Source organism: Gimesia algae (assembly GCF_007746795.1).
GTDB lineage: Bacteria > Planctomycetota > Planctomycetia > Planctomycetales > Planctomycetaceae > Gimesia > Gimesia algae.
The window spans coordinates 5,394,999-5,410,096 of record NZ_CP036343.1 but is presented as its reverse complement, the minus strand read 5'-3'; the positions used below and the strand labels follow the sequence as shown (position 1 = coordinate 5,410,096).

At 49.0% G+C, this 15,098-nt stretch carries 15 protein-coding genes; 9 read left to right on the top strand and 6 right to left on the bottom strand.

Annotation, left to right across the window (positions count from 1 at the left end):
- Positions 1-92: 92 nt before the first annotated feature.
- The 8 genes from Pan161_RS30655 (at position 93) to Pan161_RS20090 (ending at position 9,407) form a co-directional block, all read left to right on the top strand.
- Complete coding sequence (locus tag Pan161_RS30655) at positions 93-233, top strand: hypothetical protein (protein WP_197995427.1); 141 nt, start codon at positions 93-95, stop codon at positions 231-233.
- A 66-nt stretch (positions 234-299) separates the two neighbouring features.
- Complete coding sequence (locus tag Pan161_RS20120) at positions 300-1,268, top strand: DUF1559 domain-containing protein (RefSeq protein WP_145230227.1); 969 nt, start codon at positions 300-302, stop codon at positions 1,266-1,268.
- Between the two features lie 168 nt (positions 1,269-1,436).
- The gene (locus Pan161_RS20115; protein WP_145230225.1) at positions 1,437-1,898 is read left to right on the top strand and encodes a carboxypeptidase-like regulatory domain-containing protein; all 462 of its coding nucleotides are present in this window, start codon (positions 1,437-1,439) and stop codon (positions 1,896-1,898) included.
- Between the two features lie 390 nt (positions 1,899-2,288).
- Positions 2,289-3,224 carry a DUF1559 domain-containing protein gene (locus Pan161_RS20110; RefSeq protein ID WP_145230223.1) on the top strand — a complete coding sequence of 312 codons (936 nt, stop codon included), beginning with the start codon at positions 2,289-2,291 and terminating at the stop codon, positions 3,222-3,224.
- A 483-nt stretch (positions 3,225-3,707) separates the two neighbouring features.
- Positions 3,708-4,643, top strand: coding sequence for a DUF1559 domain-containing protein (locus Pan161_RS20105; protein WP_145230221.1), 936 nt, complete (start codon positions 3,708-3,710; stop codon positions 4,641-4,643).
- A 110-nt stretch (positions 4,644-4,753) separates the two neighbouring features.
- The gene (locus tag Pan161_RS20100) at positions 4,754-5,149 is read left to right on the top strand and encodes a DUF4198 domain-containing protein (RefSeq protein ID WP_232103335.1); all 396 of its coding nucleotides are present in this window, start codon (positions 4,754-4,756) and stop codon (positions 5,147-5,149) included.
- Between the two features lie 191 nt (positions 5,150-5,340).
- A complete protein-coding gene (locus Pan161_RS20095) occupies positions 5,341-7,953 on the top strand; it encodes a PSD1 and planctomycete cytochrome C domain-containing protein (protein ID WP_145230216.1) in 2,613 nt (870 codons plus the stop codon).
- Positions 7,954-7,958: 5 nt separating this feature from the next.
- Entirely contained in the window at positions 7,959-9,407 is a 1,449-nt protein-coding gene (locus Pan161_RS20090) for a DUF1501 domain-containing protein (RefSeq protein WP_145230215.1), read from the top strand.
- 61 nt (positions 9,408-9,468) lie between these two features.
- Here the strand turns inward: Pan161_RS20090 and Pan161_RS20085 are convergent, their stop codons facing one another.
- From Pan161_RS20085 to Pan161_RS20060, 6 genes are all read right to left on the bottom strand, one after another.
- On the bottom strand, positions 9,469-9,918 hold the full coding sequence (locus Pan161_RS20085; RefSeq protein WP_145230212.1) for a hypothetical protein: 450 nt from the start codon (positions 9,916-9,918) through the stop codon (positions 9,469-9,471).
- 205 nt (positions 9,919-10,123) lie between these two features.
- On the bottom strand, positions 10,124-10,720 hold the full coding sequence (locus Pan161_RS20080; RefSeq protein WP_145230210.1) for a c-type heme family protein: 597 nt from the start codon (positions 10,718-10,720) through the stop codon (positions 10,124-10,126).
- A 439-nt stretch (positions 10,721-11,159) separates the two neighbouring features.
- Positions 11,160-12,221 (bottom strand): tellurite resistance/C4-dicarboxylate transporter family protein, encoded by a 1,062-nt coding sequence (locus Pan161_RS20075; protein ID WP_145230208.1) that lies wholly within the window; start codon positions 12,219-12,221, stop codon positions 11,160-11,162.
- Positions 12,222-12,422: 201 nt separating this feature from the next.
- Complete coding sequence (locus tag Pan161_RS20070) at positions 12,423-12,983, bottom strand: c-type heme family protein (RefSeq protein WP_232103334.1); 561 nt, start codon at positions 12,981-12,983, stop codon at positions 12,423-12,425.
- A gap of 190 nt (positions 12,984-13,173) precedes the next feature.
- On the bottom strand, positions 13,174-13,605 hold the full coding sequence (locus Pan161_RS20065; RefSeq protein WP_145230204.1) for a PAS domain-containing protein: 432 nt from the start codon (positions 13,603-13,605) through the stop codon (positions 13,174-13,176).
- Between the two features lie 231 nt (positions 13,606-13,836).
- Positions 13,837-14,256 carry an RrF2 family transcriptional regulator gene (locus Pan161_RS20060; protein ID WP_145230202.1) on the bottom strand — a complete coding sequence of 140 codons (420 nt, stop codon included), beginning with the start codon at positions 14,254-14,256 and terminating at the stop codon, positions 13,837-13,839.
- A 336-nt stretch (positions 14,257-14,592) separates the two neighbouring features.
- Here Pan161_RS20060 and Pan161_RS20055 point away from each other — a divergent pair, with 336 nt between their 5' ends.
- Entirely contained in the window at positions 14,593-14,877 is a 285-nt protein-coding gene (locus tag Pan161_RS20055; protein ID WP_145230200.1) for a hypothetical protein, read from the top strand.
- Positions 14,878-15,098 lie beyond the last annotated feature (221 nt).

Here is a 15,098-nt window from a genome sequence, read left to right as displayed (position 1 = left end):
GATTGTCTGACCTTCAATGAAAGTGTAATGGGTGACATTCATTAGTCCATGATAAGGTTAGGGATGCGTCTTGTCAGGTAGGGAATTGTTTGATGACTCAAAAAAGATTCATTGAATCAGAAAAAGAAAGTGGCACTGATTTTGCTTATCTAAAGTTTGTTGATGAAAGCCGATTTTCAGATTCCAATTCAGCACAAAATTGTCGCAGCCTTGCGGGTTCGACAAGCAGTTGAGCAGGCAGATTGAACGGAACGCTTTAATTTATTTCATTTCATCCAGAATATTTCCAGGAGATGCTGATGTCACGGTTAGTTTCACGTAAACGCGGTTTCACTCTGATTGAGTTGCTGGTGGTGATCGCGATCATTGCGATTTTGATTGCACTGTTGCTACCTGCTGTACAACAGGCGCGAGAAGCAGCCAGACGTTCTCAATGCAAAAACAATTTAAAGCAACTCGGGCTGGCGTTGCATAATTATCATGAAACATTTTCGGTGATGCCACCGGCTCATATCGGTCGCTGCACGACTCCCCGACTGATGGCTTCTGGTTTGACAATGATTCTACCCTATCTGGATCAGGCAAACCTTTACAATCAGTATAATTCCAGTGGCTGTGCTACCACGCACTCCAGTATCTCAACGGGGCCTGGAACCCTGTCTGCTGGTGATGATCCCGTGACCAATGGAAATGCTGCTGTTGTGAAAACCCTGGTGACCGTTTTTCTGTGTCCCTCTGATCCAGGAACCGAGTTTATTTCCGCTCCTACAAGCAGTTATGGGATTTCAGCGACCAATACAGGAACCGGCGGTGCCAAAACGAACTACGATTTCATTACGATTACTCCCTACAACTCCTGTGAAAACTGGGCCGGAACAGCAGCCACCAGTAAGTGCATGTTTGGTGATAACAGTAAGTGTCGTCTGGATGATGTTAAAGATGGTACCAGTAATACCATGATGGTTGGTGAAACGACACGGAATGTTTATAACGGCGGCACCAATGCCTGGGGTTATCGCGGTCACGTGATGGTCGGTCTGAACCTGGTCTCTTATCCGATCAATCGGTTCTGGTACAGCTCTGCCTCACCGCAGCAGCAACCACAGGGAAAACTGGGGAGCTGGGCCTATGCGGGAAGCCTGCATACGGGAGGGGCTCACTTCACACTGGCAGATGGATCCGTCCGTTTTATCAGTGAGAACATCGACACTACCACTCGCCAGAACCTGGCCCGTATGGCTGATGGCAATGTGCTGGGTGAATTCTGATTTTAAACCTGTCGTCCGCAGATAAATTTTATGGACTCGATTCTGTGTTTCCGAAGTCCCTGATTGATCAGAGACCGGGGCGCTGAAAGAAGCTTCAACTTAAATCCGGACTGATTCTGCATGTCCGTGCACAAGAGGATCAGTCCGGAGTTTTCAGGAAAAAATGCAATGTACTACCGTTTGAGTCTTTATTCACTGTTCGTGGTTTTTACAGCAGGATTGTCGGGTTGTGGCGGAACTACCGTTGCGGAATCATTACCAGATACAGCTCCTGTTTCGGGAGTCGTGAGTTTGAACGGAAAGCCGATCAAGTCTGCTACCGTGACCTTTGTTCCGATGGGCGCGACGAAAGGAATTGAATGTGTCGGCGTGACCGATGAGTCGGGGAAATATACTCTGGAGCAGATCCGGGGTGCCGCTGGTGCGCCTCCGGGAGAGTATCGCGTTGTGATCAATTATTTCCTGAAAGCGGATGGGACTCCGATTAAAATCGATGGATCTGAACCACCGGCTAACCTCGGCGCTGATGAAGCACTGCCTCCCCAATACAGCAGCTTCACCGATTCAAAGCTGACCGCCAAAGTCACTGATGCAGGTGGTGAATTTCCGTTTGAGTTGAAAACAAAATAATCTACTCTCAGCCAGTTCATCGGCTGCAAGTTGGACGTGCCTGTCTGCATTTGCCTGTTCACCAGGCTGTATGAATCTATTCCACGAAGACTCCTTCGTTCTGGATCTGCGATCGTATTACGCCAATTTGTTACTGATACGTATACATATTATTGTGATACATCCTGGCTGATCGAAAATATTGTTCAGAGGTAACTCTGCTTTCGCTATCTGGTTGGTATTGTGGCATCGATTTTGCGGATTCAACGGGTAGCTTTAAAAAACTCCCTGAATCTGCATTTTACTGGCCTGATATCAGCCTACGAAGCATGCATTTGTGGAGGTTCTTGAGGCAGAATTCAGAGGACTCTTGTAGTTCATCAAAATTATTATTTATTGAGGAGTTATTGAATGTTTCATTCTCTGAGGCGAAAACGGGGTTTTACGCTGATCGAATTACTGGTGGTAATTGCAATCATTGCCATTCTGATTGCCTTACTGTTACCGGCTGTTCAGCAGGCCCGCGAAGCAGCGCGACGCAGTCAGTGTCGAAATAATCTGAAGCAACTCGGTCTGGCCTTGCACAATTATGTTGATACCACTGCTGGCGTAATTCCGCGTGGGGTCAATCATTACAACTCACCCGCCTGCTGTTGTACTTATGATAACGGGAACTACGCCCATACGGTCTACACGATGCTGCTGCCTTACCTGGATCAGACAAATCTGTATGACACAATTGATTTCGCAGTCGATCCACAGAATTCAGCCAACTCTGAAGCGCGGAAAACGAAAGTCACAGTCTTCATGTGTCCGAGTGCGATTGTAATTGATGATGCGACTTACGCTCAGCATAACTATCCGACAACCAGTGCCAATCATGGATATGGTCTGTGCGGAATCCACGGCTCCAGAACAACCAATGGGCTGTTTGCATCACGCTGGGGAATTGCAGATAGTGTCTCTGGTGCTGTGACGGACCCTCAAATGCGAATGCGAAATATCACGGATGGTACCAGTAACACGATCACCTTTTCAGAGTTCGCAAAAGGGCTGGATTATGTCCTGCCCACGTCTCATAAAAATAATATGGGACGCAGCTGGTATGACGCGACAGCCGGTTATGGCAACGTTGGTTTCTCGACACGCATCGATGCGACTCCTAACAATCCCAAAGCAACTTACGGCACCACAATCAACTGGGGGACTGTAGGCAGTGCCCACACCGGTGGTGTGCATTGTGGATTTATGGATGGCGCCGTGCGTTTTATCAGTAGCAATATTGATGGCCGTCAGTGGCAGGCACTGTGCACTCCCATGGGCGGGGAAGTGGTCCAGGTTCCCTGATCCTGTTTCATCATTTCAGTCAAATCAACAGATGATAACCACGCCCTGGAGAGATCCGGGCGTGTGTTATTGCCTTTTCTTTGGCCTCGACTGCTGCGAATTCTGGTATTCAGAATGGTGTCGCCGGTAGCGCTCTCGAGCACATCACAGTTCACCATAGCGTCTCTCAATTTATGATACTCGGTCCAAATGGCCCTGGAGACGCTACTGTAAAATGGCCACAGCCTGGCCCTGGCACTCAGGTCCTTACAACCAGATCAAAAACAGAAAATACAAGTTAGTTAAGGAATGAGGTTTAAATTATTAATTAACTAAAATTAGTAAAAAGAGATGATAATAACATTGCTATTTATAAGTGTGTTTTGATGTAATTGAGGTATCCAATCTGAGCATTCCGCTCAATAACGACTACTACTGAAGAATTAATAGTTATTTACTGACCTTTCTATATTAAATTCAGTTCTTTTTTTCAGGAGTTTTATTATGCTTCAATCATCTAGACGCAAACGTGGTTTTACACTCATTGAGTTGCTGGTGGTGATCGCGATCATTGCCATTCTGATCGCTCTGCTGTTGCCGGCTGTCCAACAGGCCCGTGAAGCTGCCCGCCGGAGCCAGTGTCGGAATAATCTCAAACAACTGGGCTTGGCGTTACACAACTACATTGATACGACATCCGGCGTGATTCCCCGTGGCGTGAACCATTATGATGCCACTTCCTGCTGTTGTGAGACAGATAACGGGAACTATGCCTATACGATTCATACCATGTTATTGCCTTACCTGGATCAGACAAATCTATATAACAAAATTAATTTTTCGGTAGATCCACAAAACGCTGCCAATGCTGAGGTACGACGCACCAAAGTGACAGTCTTCATGTGCCCGAGTGCGATCGTGATCGATGATGCAAATTACGCACAGCACAATTATCCCACTGCAAGTGCCAATCACGGTTATGGGTTGTGTGGTCGTCATGGTAGTGATACTACCAACGGGATCTTCGCATCTCGCTGGGGCATGACTGATGATGCCACCGGGGCTGTTTACGCTCCCCAGATGCGTTTACGAAATGTGACTGATGGAACCAGTAACACGATCAGCTTTTCAGAATTCGCGAAAGGGCTGGATTACGTCCTGCCCACATCACATAAAAATAATATGGGACGCAGCTGGTTTGACCCGGCTGTGGGGTATGGCAATATTGGATTCTCGACGAGAACTATATCAACACCTAATAATCCCGTACCGACTTACAGCACTACAATCAACTGGGGTACCGTAGGCAGTGCCCATACCGGTGGCGTGCATTGTGGGTTCATGGATGGGGCCGTGCGTTTTATCAGTAGCAATATTGATGGCCGTCAGTGGCAGGCACTCTGTACTCCGATGGGCGGGGAAGTGGTCCAGGTTCCCTGAGGCTGCTCTGCGGATGATTAAAAAAAACGGTTTTTCTTTTCAATACACACTGGGCGTTACTCAGTGTGTATTGCTCTTGGTTTGAATGATTTAGGAAAAGTGAAACGACAATGAGAACGATGCGATATTTTACTCTAATGATTCCCGTAGTTTTCAGTCTGCTCAGCCTGGGTTGCTCAGAACAGAAAATGGCCGATCCCAATGAAGCAGTGGAAATCTCAGGCGTGGTCACCCTGGATGGAAAACCACTTAGTGATGCGGAAGTCACGTTTGTTCCCGCTGACGGCGATCCACTGGTCGGTCCTGCTCTGACGATTACAGACAACAAAGGCAGTTATACGATGTCAGTAAACGCACCCCGGGATTATAAAATTACGGTGGACCGCATGACGAATGGCGGTCCGAACCCGGCTCTTAAAGAGTATCAGGGGGCAGAGACTTCATTGAAAGCGGGCGTTTCGAAAGAGAATACATCCTTCGATTTTGATTTAACCAGTGCCAAATAATTTGAAGTTTTGAAATAAGCGACAGGCTGGCAGGATCTGTTTCTCCCAGCCTGTCTGCGTAACACTGCCTGGCGTTCGTGTGAAAATGACCTGGTTCTGGAGTCAATCCTGTTCAACGTATAAATAATTCGTTATATTAAATCGAGTGAGATCAAACGATTCCTGCTCCTGCATGTGGCAGAGGAGATTTGATGCGAGATCGATTATTTTTCTGCAAGTTGGGGATTCTGAATTTAAGTCTGCTGGCCGGATGTGTGGTATTGCTGATGCCTCTTTCGTTCCTGTCTGCGGAAAAAGAGCCGGGCAGACAAAAAACGGATGCGGTTTCAATCCAGTTTACGCGTGATATCCAGCCTCTTCTGGAACCGCATTGTCTGAGCTGCCATGGCTCCGAAAAGCCGGAAAGCGGTTTCTCACTCACTTCGCGAAAGTCTGCTTTGACTGGCGGTAATTATGGAACCGCCATCATCCCCGGTAAGCCGGATCAAAGTCCACTTTTGCTGATGATTTCCGGAACGCACCAGGATGAAATCGTGATGCCTCCCGAGGGAGAAGGGGAACGACTTTCTGACAAAGAAGTCGCGGCGATTCGTCAATGGATCAGGGAGGGAGCCAACTGGCCGGACGCCCTGGTTCTCGACACGACATCCCAACCGCGCCAACTACACTGGTCGTTCCAGCCGATCATCAATCCGGAACTTCCCGCGGTTCTGAATGAACGCTGGTGCAAAAATGAAATCGATCGATTTATTCTGCATCGTCTGGAACAGGAAAAAATATCCCCCTCAGAAGCCGCTGACAAAGCGACATTGATTCGACGTATAACGCTTGATTTGACCGGTCTGCCTCCCACGCCTGCAGAAGTGGATCAGTTTCTGAATGACTCCAGTCCAGAGGCCTATGAGCGTGTCGTGGATCGTCTGCTGGCTTCGCCCCGCTTTGGTGAGAAGTGGGCTCGACACTGGTTGGACCTTTGTCACTATGCAGACAGCGATGGCTATCTGACTGACGCGGTCCGTCCGCATGCCTGGCGCTATCGAGACTGGGTAGTGAACTCATTGAATGAGAACAAGCCCTTTGATCAGTTTACGATTGAGCAACTGGCGGGTGACCTGCTGCCGGAGACAACACCTGCACAACACGCGGGAACGGGTTTTCTCAGGCAGACACTCAGTAATCGCGAGGGAGGAGCCGATCTCGAGGAATTCCGGGTGAATAAGGTCATCGATCGCACGAAACTCATGGGCACGGTCTGGCTGGGGCTCACGCTGGATTGCTGCCGCTGTCACAATCATAAATACGATCCGATCACGCAAAAAGAATTCTATCAGTTCTATGCCTTCTTTAACTCCGCCTATGAAGTCAATATCGATGCACCATTGGCAGGGGAACAGCAGCGTCTGCAGCAGCAGGCAGAGTACCAGACGAAACGTCAGGCTCTGATCGAACCGATCCGTGAACCACTGGAAAAACTACAGCGGGAATGGGAGCGGAAAATGCTCTATGCCGCCATGCATCCGGCCGACGATCATCACTGGGCACGTGCCTGGGAAGTAATGGGACTGGTCTGGGGCGTAGGGACCGGAGAAGGACAGCAGGAAGGGCTGGAGATACTCAAGATGGAACCCGCGCAGCGCAGCCAGAGACAGCAGGATGATCTGCTCGATTATTTTCTGGGACGCGGGCATCTGGTCAACGGTGGGAAATTTAAAGAGCTTAAGCTGGGTGAACTCGCCCGCAAACTGGGTGAACTGAGAAAAGAATATCCTGCTGTCTCCCGGGCACCGGCGGTGAGGGAAATGCAAATACCGCAACTGGCGTTCGTGCATTTGAGAGGTTCTTTTCAAGCACCGGGAATTCCGGTTGAGCCGGCTACTCCTGAATTTTTACCTGCAATGGAGCAGCAGAAACCGAGTCGGCTGGATTTGGCGCGGTGGCTGGTCTCGAAGGAAAACCCGCTGACGGCGCGGGTCACGATCAATCGGATCTGGCAGGCATACTTTGGACAGGGCATCGTAGTCTCATCAGATGACTTCGGCACACAAGGCGCTGTGCCTTCGCATCCGCAGTTACTGGACTGGCTGGCCTGTCATTTCCGCAGTCAGGGCTGGAATGTCAAAGACCTGCATCGCCTGATCGTCACTTCCGCCACGTATCGTCAATCAGCGCGCATGCGGGCTGACATCCACCAGCAGGATCCCTCCAATCTTCTGCTCAGTCGTCAGACCAGTCTACGATTGCCCGCGGAAACAGTCCGCGATCAGGCATTGGCGGTGAGTGGACTCTTGGTTGAAAAGCGGGGCGGCCCCTGTGTGCGACCGCCTCAACCTGACAGTGTGGTGATGGAAGGCTTCGGCTCCAACACCTGGGAAGTGAGTACCGGGGAAGACCGCTATCGCCGCGGACTTTACACGCTGACCTTAAGAACTTCACCCTATGCTCAGTCCGTGATCTTTGATGCGCCGAATCCCAGTCAGACGTGCAGCCGTCGCGATCGCTCGAATACGCCTCTGCAGGCTTTGACACTGTTGAATGATCCTGTATTTTTCGAAGCCGCCCGGCATCTGGCTCAGCGGGTCTTGCGTGAGAATCAGGGGGATCTCGAGGAACAGCTGCGCTATGCTTTTCAGCTCTGCCTGTCTCGTGCACCACAGGATCAGGAAGTCGCAAGGTTGAAGTTACTGTATCAGCAGGAACTGAATCAGTCGGAAACATCTGTGAGAAAACGCTCACAGGAAGAGGCTGCGTGGACGGTCGTGGCGAGTGTGTTACTCAATCTGCATGAATTTATAACACGGGATTGAATACGATGTGGGAACCAGAGCAATATCTTCATCTGAAACGCCGCCACTTTTTACAGTCCTCTGCGTGTGGGCTGGGTTCGATTGCGCTGCAGCAGTTACTGACGGAAGAGTCTGCAGCAGAAACTTCCGCTGCCAATGCTGTCAATCCCCTCGCTGTCAAATCGCCCCACTTCAAACCCAAAGCGAAAAACGTGATCTTCATTTTCATGTCGGGGGGGCCCAGCCAGATGGACCTGTTCGACCCCAAACCGGAACTGCAGAAACTGCATGGACAGCCGGTCCCGGAATCCTTCCTGAAAGGCATTAATGATGCGTTGATTAAAACGACGGCTCAAGTCATGGCGTCTCCCCGGACCTTCAAAAAATATGGAGAAGCCGGTCTCGAATTTTCTGATCTGCTACCTCACCTGGGAAGCTGCGCAGATGACCTGTGTATGATTCGCACGGTGCACACCGATGTCAGCAACCATCATCCGGCCCAGATGCTGATGAACAGTGGCTCGACGATGTTTGATCGACCCAGTATGGGCTCATGGGTGACTTATGGGTTGGGCAGTGAGTCAAAGAATCTGCCGGGATATGTAGTGCTGCTGTCGAATTCGGGGAAGGGCGTGGATGGCGGTTCTTCTCTGTGGACAAATGGGATTTTACCCTCGACGTATCGAGGCGTGACATTTCGCAGCCGTGGAGAGGCGATTTTGTATCTATCCAATCCGGATGGTATTTCCCAGGGCACGCAGCGCAATCGTCTGGATGCCATTCGCGATCTGAACGGCCTGCGGTTCGATCAGGCTGGCGATCCGGAAATTGCTTCACGGATCGCCTCCTATGAACTGGCTTATCGCATGCAGACGTCCGCGCCGGAACTGCTGGACTTCAAGGACGAGTCGCAAGCGACGCTCGAGATGTATGGTATTAATAACGAAACGACCAACTGGTTTGGCAGCAACGCGCTGCTAGCGCGGCGGATGATTGAGCGCGGTGTGCGGTTCGTACAACTCTATCATTCCACCTGGGACGATCATTCGAACCTGAATCAGAATCTGAAAACCAACTGTGATATGACCGATCAACCCAGTGCCGCCTTGATCAAAGACCTCAAACAGCGCGGCCTGCTGGATGACACCCTGGTGATCTGGGGCGGCGAATTCGGTCGCACGCCGATGACTGAAGTGCGGAGAGGTTCCACACCCGGCAAAGAAGGCCGCGATCATCATCCCTTCAGTTTTACGATGCTTTTGGCCGGCGGCGGTATCAAATCAGGAACGATCATCGGCAAAACCGACGAATTGGGATTTCACCCCGTAGAAGACGAAGTGCACATTCATAATCTGCACGCGACCATCCTGCATCAGCTGGGCTTTGACCACACCAGGCTGGTTGTCAAGCACAAAGGCCTCGATTATCGACTGACGGGCGTTGAAGGCAAAGTGCTGGAGAACCTGATTGCCTGAGGGGCGTGCGCCTCGCGAATTGATCAGACCAGGGAACCGATGTCCGCCTGACGTCAACAGCTCAAGGTGTGTTGGAAGAGCACTGATTCCGCTTCGACATTGCCAATATGTTCTGGCTGAACTGATCGCCGGAGATTGCAGCAACTCCCAATTGCTTTAAATGGAGATCCAGTTCTGCCTCGGATTGCTGACGAATGGTCGTTCCATAATCGGGTAATCGCCAAAACCAGTTACGGCCTGTCACTTGAACATATTCATATCGTTGATCTTCCTGGCTCACGATGCCATCAGGCGTGTGCGACTGCATGAGCCCATACTTTGCCGTTACGGTGAGCCCGGACGGGAGTGTTGATTCAATGCTAAACTCGTCCGGTAACGCAGAAGTCTTCCCCCCCAGCAGGTAGCGCTGCCCCGACCACCCTTGTTCAAAGTCAGGCCTGAGGAGAGAGCAGGCATACATGATAATGACCAGGGTAGGCAAGATCGAAAAGAGGACGACATGTTTTTTCAAATGAGTGTCCCACCTGTTTTTGCACAACAAGAAATTATGAAATGTTCCATTCAGATATAATAATCATACGATAATGAAATAGCGCGTCAACGACACTTTCGCTTCCTGATCCCGTTAGATCGCATCACCTTTAACCATAACGTCACTCAATCAATTATACTAGGTTCAAACTGCTATGGAGAGGCTACAGTTAAACTGGACAGAGTTAGTCCTTTTTCACTTTGACTGGATTAGATTTGACCGGGATGGAAATGATCAATCCTGCAAATCGTTCTTTTTTATTCTGTTTCCCAAACCCGACATGACATGTTAAACAACCATGGTTCATTAACGAGATCGAACCTGCCCGCTGGAAAACACCATTCTCCACACGCTCGTATACAGCTTTACCGGAGGCGAGTTCCTCAGCAGCCTGTTTTTCGAATTCCGTTTCCGGCTCATGATCGACACTCATGGCTCGGGCATTGACGGCGATCCACCGGGCCTTGATGTTTTCCTGATTTTCTACCTCTTTAAACATGCGTTCCATCACGCGTGCAGGAACGGCTGCGCGTTCATTAATAAAGTAGCTCTGGTGCATGGCATCCAGTGTTGCTGAGTACAAAATATGTGTCAGCTCTGCACGCTCACGTGCCTGGGCGAGGGACAGCGCTTGTGTGGGCCGCTTATTCTGCTTCGTTGTGGATGACTGTATTGTTCCTTTCTGCTCCTTTCCATTCTCTGGTGGCTCGGCGAAGGAAACTAAACCAAATGAAAATACACTTATCGAAATAACAGTACAAATTCTGAGCATTGCTTTCATTTTTCTTCCTTTTGCTTCATTTACAACTGAAACTATCAGCAGTTTCAATGAATGGTATTGAGTGGAAATGTGACTCTGCCACCAAACTCAAATAAATATTATTCACAGACTACGGCAGTGTTATTTTAAAATTCCGGGTTGATAGATTGTGTTGATAGATATTGTGAGAGTGCGACAACGGAACGCGTAAACAATACCCACAACACTTACTTTCCAGCTTGATAAAGCACTCCTCAAAAACTTTTCCATTATGACAAAACTGCTTTCATCAAAAATCGCATTTTCCTAAACCTCTCTCGCAAAATAGAAAATACTGTCCCGCTATTTTTTGGAAATGGTATGTCGCACATGCTGGTGGTATCTGAGCGACAACTGCGTCTCTTGTGCCTGGTCTCGCCCAGATGACATTTTGTAACTGGTTGCTGCATGGAAAATTCTTTTACTTAATGGTTACTGCGGCGGGTAAGCTGGCATAGGCCATTTTTACTACCGTTATCAGCCAGGCCCCCAATGCGATATAGGCGAACAGATTCGCTGCCAGCATAAGCGGAGGATAGTTCAGTTCAACAGCCAGACGATGCGTGCATGCTGAATACATTCCTAGAGGAAAAACGATACTCCAGAACTGTGAATCATATGATAAGCTGACTTTTTGAATCATATGTCGCCAGACTCCGAGGATCACAAGCAGTGGGATCCACCAGGTCGCTATCACCCAGTAGAGCAGTGTCAGGCCTTTCAGGAAGGGCAGAACCTGCGAAAGGATCACAGAGTTTTGTGCCGTCGAAATGAGACCGGCACCGGTTAGTGTGGAAATCGCCATTGCTCCCATGCTGATCCAGTAGGGAGGAGCCAGTGAATTGGAATTCATTGCAAAAAATATGGATCGGTACATGATCAGTGAAATGATCCAGAGGTATAACAGTCCGCCGACCAGCCAAAGCCCCAGAGAAAGAAACACCAGGGCTTCACGAAACACAGTGAATTCCCGCGACAGAGAAGTCCCCAGAACGGCAACTGCCTGGGTCGCAACCACCAGCAGTAACCAGCCTCCGTGAACATCTCTCACAAGTTCCAACCTGGACTGTCTGATGATGAAATGAGCCAAGAGGGAATAGCTTAACCAGGCCCAGACAATCAGGCTCATCAACCATAGCAGCAGTGCGAAAGCTGGCAGGTACACGATCTGAAGAAACTGACTTCCCAGGATACAACTGGCCGCCACAATTGTGTAAAAATCGAATCCGGTTGGGGGAGCTAAAAATTCGGCGATCGCCAACTGCTTATGTTTCTTCATCTGGGCTCCATTGTAGAACAGCAGGTACGCAGACGACGCAAGACACAAGGCCAGTAACCCATAAGAGATCAGCCACAGATTTAACTGCCCACAGGCAATGGAAACAATTCCCGTTGCCATGACGATGGCAAACGACTTCAGTTTCCCTTCCATCGCAGTCTGTTTCACTGAGTATGACTGATCACTTTCCAATTTAAATTGCATCCTCTCTCACGCGGGAACTAAGCATTAAAACGAGTAGAACCTGTTTTATCATGTGATGTAGGTCGATCTACATGCTGCCAAATGTATTTTCCTGCTTCTGTTAATACACGAATCAACTCGGCGTGCAGTGAACACAGAAGCGTGTGGTGATTTTGTTCCTCCGAGACCAACCGTTGATCCGTCTCTATGGCGCAATCGTACCTACCTTTTTTTTAACGGCATTGAAATGACTAACCCAGCCACTCGATCTTTGTTACTGGTTCGCTGGGGAAGATGGCATTTCAGACATTGCGAAGCCAGACGGATTGAACCGGCGTAGTGAAACTTCTTGTCCGCAATTTGTTCATATTCCGGTTTTCCATCGGACAACACTTTTACAGCGGCTTTCTCAAAGTCCGACACCGGTTCATTGTCAATATTCATTGCCTTGGCATTGACTGCCAGCCAGCGGGCTTTGATCCCGTACGCGCGTTCCAGTTCTTTAAAGACATCTTCCAGAGAGCGGGAAGGGATGGTGATACTTTCATCTTCGAGAAAAAAGTCCCGATGCATGACCTGAAGTGAACCATGAATCGTCTCGTGTAAGATCTTCGCGCGAATTCGAGCCTCCTCGACTGTCGCAGGCAATGTTTTGGGATTGTGTTGTACTGCCTGTCGAGTCTGCTCTTCAGCTTGCATGGTCTCCAGGAAGAGCCCATGCTGTTCTTGCCAGATCCAGATCAGGCCAGGGATAATGCATAAAAACACAAATAGTTTTTTCATAGTGGGAACCATTGTCCTGATTTCTGAGATACATAATAAGGCAGGAGCCTGATTGAAATTCGCGGCGGAGCAGCTTCACAATTGCTCTCCCGCTTGTTTCATCTGGCCTCATCCACGTTTAGTGCTTGGGAAACCAAAATCTCTCAACGCTGGTTTTTGTATTTAACGGGAGTGGTGGGCCCGTCCAACATCATTCCTGAGTGCCTTTATTCTCGGTTTCTTCTCGAATCATGGCACCGATTCGTTCAATCCTGTTATTCTCACCACGCACAATTCCAACGGTGAGCGCACCGCGGAACTGGCTTTTATCCTTTCGCAGCATGGGGACCCTGATCACTTTGGTCCCCAGCCGAGTCTGATTTTGTCGCATGGCTGCATGAAACCCTTCCCAGTGTGGTTTGCGATACGCGTGAGGGATGATTAAATCAAGAGGCTCGCCGATCGCTTCCTGAGAGGAGAAACCGAACAGACGCTCTGCTCCCGGATTCCACAATACCAGAATCCCGTCCCGGTCCACGCAGATGACGGCATCGCCGACTGCTTGGTGAGGCGCACTTAACTCAAGGTCAAGCTGTTCCTGATTCCAGTTTTCAACCAGATACTCACTTGATTGGTAACTCATCGCTGATCACTCCGTTTGACTGGTCTGCTTTGACCTTCTTATAAAGGGGATGACACATGACACACTTTTTTATCACAACCGGGACCGGTGTCTTCGTTTGATGAATTGAACGTGTGAATCAACAGAAACATCACTGCGAGGCTGGTAGCGAATTCTGTTTTTGTGCATGAATATTCCTTTCTGCTAAAAGAAAAGAGGGAAGGAGAGATTGCTGTGTCAGTTCTGGCTGAGTTAAGAAATACTTTTCAACTGTCGACGCGATGGTGTAACATCGGCCAGAGTCACACTGTTGAGATAATCCAACTGAATCCGTTCGGCCTCCGCCAGGACCCCTTTAAGCTTACAAAACGGCTGAATCACACAAACGTTCTGAGTGCCAACGCATTCCAGTAGATGCAGATTTCCTTCAAAGCGTTCGATCACTTCACCCAGACGAATCTCTTCCAGGGGGATTGCCAGTTCTATTCCGCCTCCCATGCCACGCACACTGCGAATATATCCCAGGCGCGACAACTGGTTCACCACCTTGGCGACATGATGCGAAGAAATACTAAACAGCGTTGCCACATCAGTAACGGTGGCCCGGTCATCCTGTGATGCCAGGTACATCAGGGTTCGCAAAGCATAATCGGTTTGCATGGTAAGCTGCATTAATCGGTCCTGCATTTATAAACATGTATAAGTAATACATCTTATACCGAATATAGACCCAATGGTCCGGTTTGTCAACAAAAACTCTTTCCTTGGAAATTAAAGTGAAGAAGACAGGGTTGGATTTTGAATACGGCGTACAAAACCTTTCAGTTGAGATCAGCATATTTATTTAGAGTAAGAGTACCCACGCACGATTTGTACCTGTCATATGAATGGAATAGCGTGCTCTAATTTCAAGTTATTTTGACGCATTGGTTCGGATTTTGCTCTCCACAGGAAATGGACCACTCATGTTTCCTATCAACGGATGCCTTCGATACAGGAGTAGTGAGCATGCTGAAGAAATCAAATCAGGAAACCCATTCCATCTTCAAAAATAGACGATTTCGGCAAGGTCTGTTCGACCAACAGAATCAGATGCCATACGAACCGCTGAAAGGAATTCCCAATACAGAGCTTCAGCCCTGCGTTGAAGACAGGGAATCGAGTCAGGCGGAATCATCCATGATCACCAGACTGATTCTGATCATGTTATTGATGGGAATCACTCCTTTCCTGCTCTTACTGCTGGCTTTACTGCTGGTTCCGGATTTACTGCACATCGAAATAACCCCTTAACACAAAACAGATTTCGTGACGTGCAGTCATCAGAATGTCATCCAGAATTCAATCGTGGTTGAAATTCCCTGCTTTACCGCTGGCTCCATACTATCTGGCACTTGCCCAGAGAATATCTCCTTTCTACAGCCAGCGGTTGCAGTTCCGGGCGGCAGTAGAATTGACAACCGGTTACTTGCATTCTTTGCCTGATTGGGGCTGCTGCGTATTTTTCAGGATCT

Coding starts and splice junctions, on each gene's coding strand:
- Pan161_RS20055 (WP_145230200.1), top strand. CDS start 14,593: ATGCTGAAGAAATCAAATCAGGAAACCCATTCCATCTTCAAAAATAGA.
- Pan161_RS20060 (WP_145230202.1), bottom strand. CDS start 14,256: ATGCAGCTTACCATGCAAACCGATTATGCTTTGCGAACCCTGATGTAC.
- Pan161_RS30655 (WP_197995427.1), top strand. CDS start 93: ATGACTCAAAAAAGATTCATTGAATCAGAAAAAGAAAGTGGCACTGAT.
- Pan161_RS20090 (WP_145230215.1), top strand. CDS start 7,959: ATGTGGGAACCAGAGCAATATCTTCATCTGAAACGCCGCCACTTTTTA.
- Pan161_RS20095 (WP_145230216.1), top strand. CDS start 5,341: ATGCGAGATCGATTATTTTTCTGCAAGTTGGGGATTCTGAATTTAAGT.
- Pan161_RS20065 (WP_145230204.1), bottom strand. CDS start 13,605: ATGAGTTACCAATCAAGTGAGTATCTGGTTGAAAACTGGAATCAGGAA.
- Pan161_RS20115 (WP_145230225.1), top strand. CDS start 1,437: ATGTACTACCGTTTGAGTCTTTATTCACTGTTCGTGGTTTTTACAGCA.
- Pan161_RS20080 (WP_145230210.1), bottom strand. CDS start 10,720: ATGAAAGCAATGCTCAGAATTTGTACTGTTATTTCGATAAGTGTATTT.
- Pan161_RS20120 (WP_145230227.1), top strand. CDS start 300: ATGTCACGGTTAGTTTCACGTAAACGCGGTTTCACTCTGATTGAGTTG.
- Pan161_RS20070 (WP_232103334.1), bottom strand. CDS start 12,983: ATGAAAAAACTATTTGTGTTTTTATGCATTATCCCTGGCCTGATCTGG.
- Pan161_RS20075 (WP_145230208.1), bottom strand. CDS start 12,221: ATGCAATTTAAATTGGAAAGTGATCAGTCATACTCAGTGAAACAGACT.
- Pan161_RS20110 (WP_145230223.1), top strand. CDS start 2,289: ATGTTTCATTCTCTGAGGCGAAAACGGGGTTTTACGCTGATCGAATTA.
- Pan161_RS20100 (WP_232103335.1), top strand. CDS start 4,754: ATGAGAACGATGCGATATTTTACTCTAATGATTCCCGTAGTTTTCAGT.
- Pan161_RS20105 (WP_145230221.1), top strand. CDS start 3,708: ATGCTTCAATCATCTAGACGCAAACGTGGTTTTACACTCATTGAGTTG.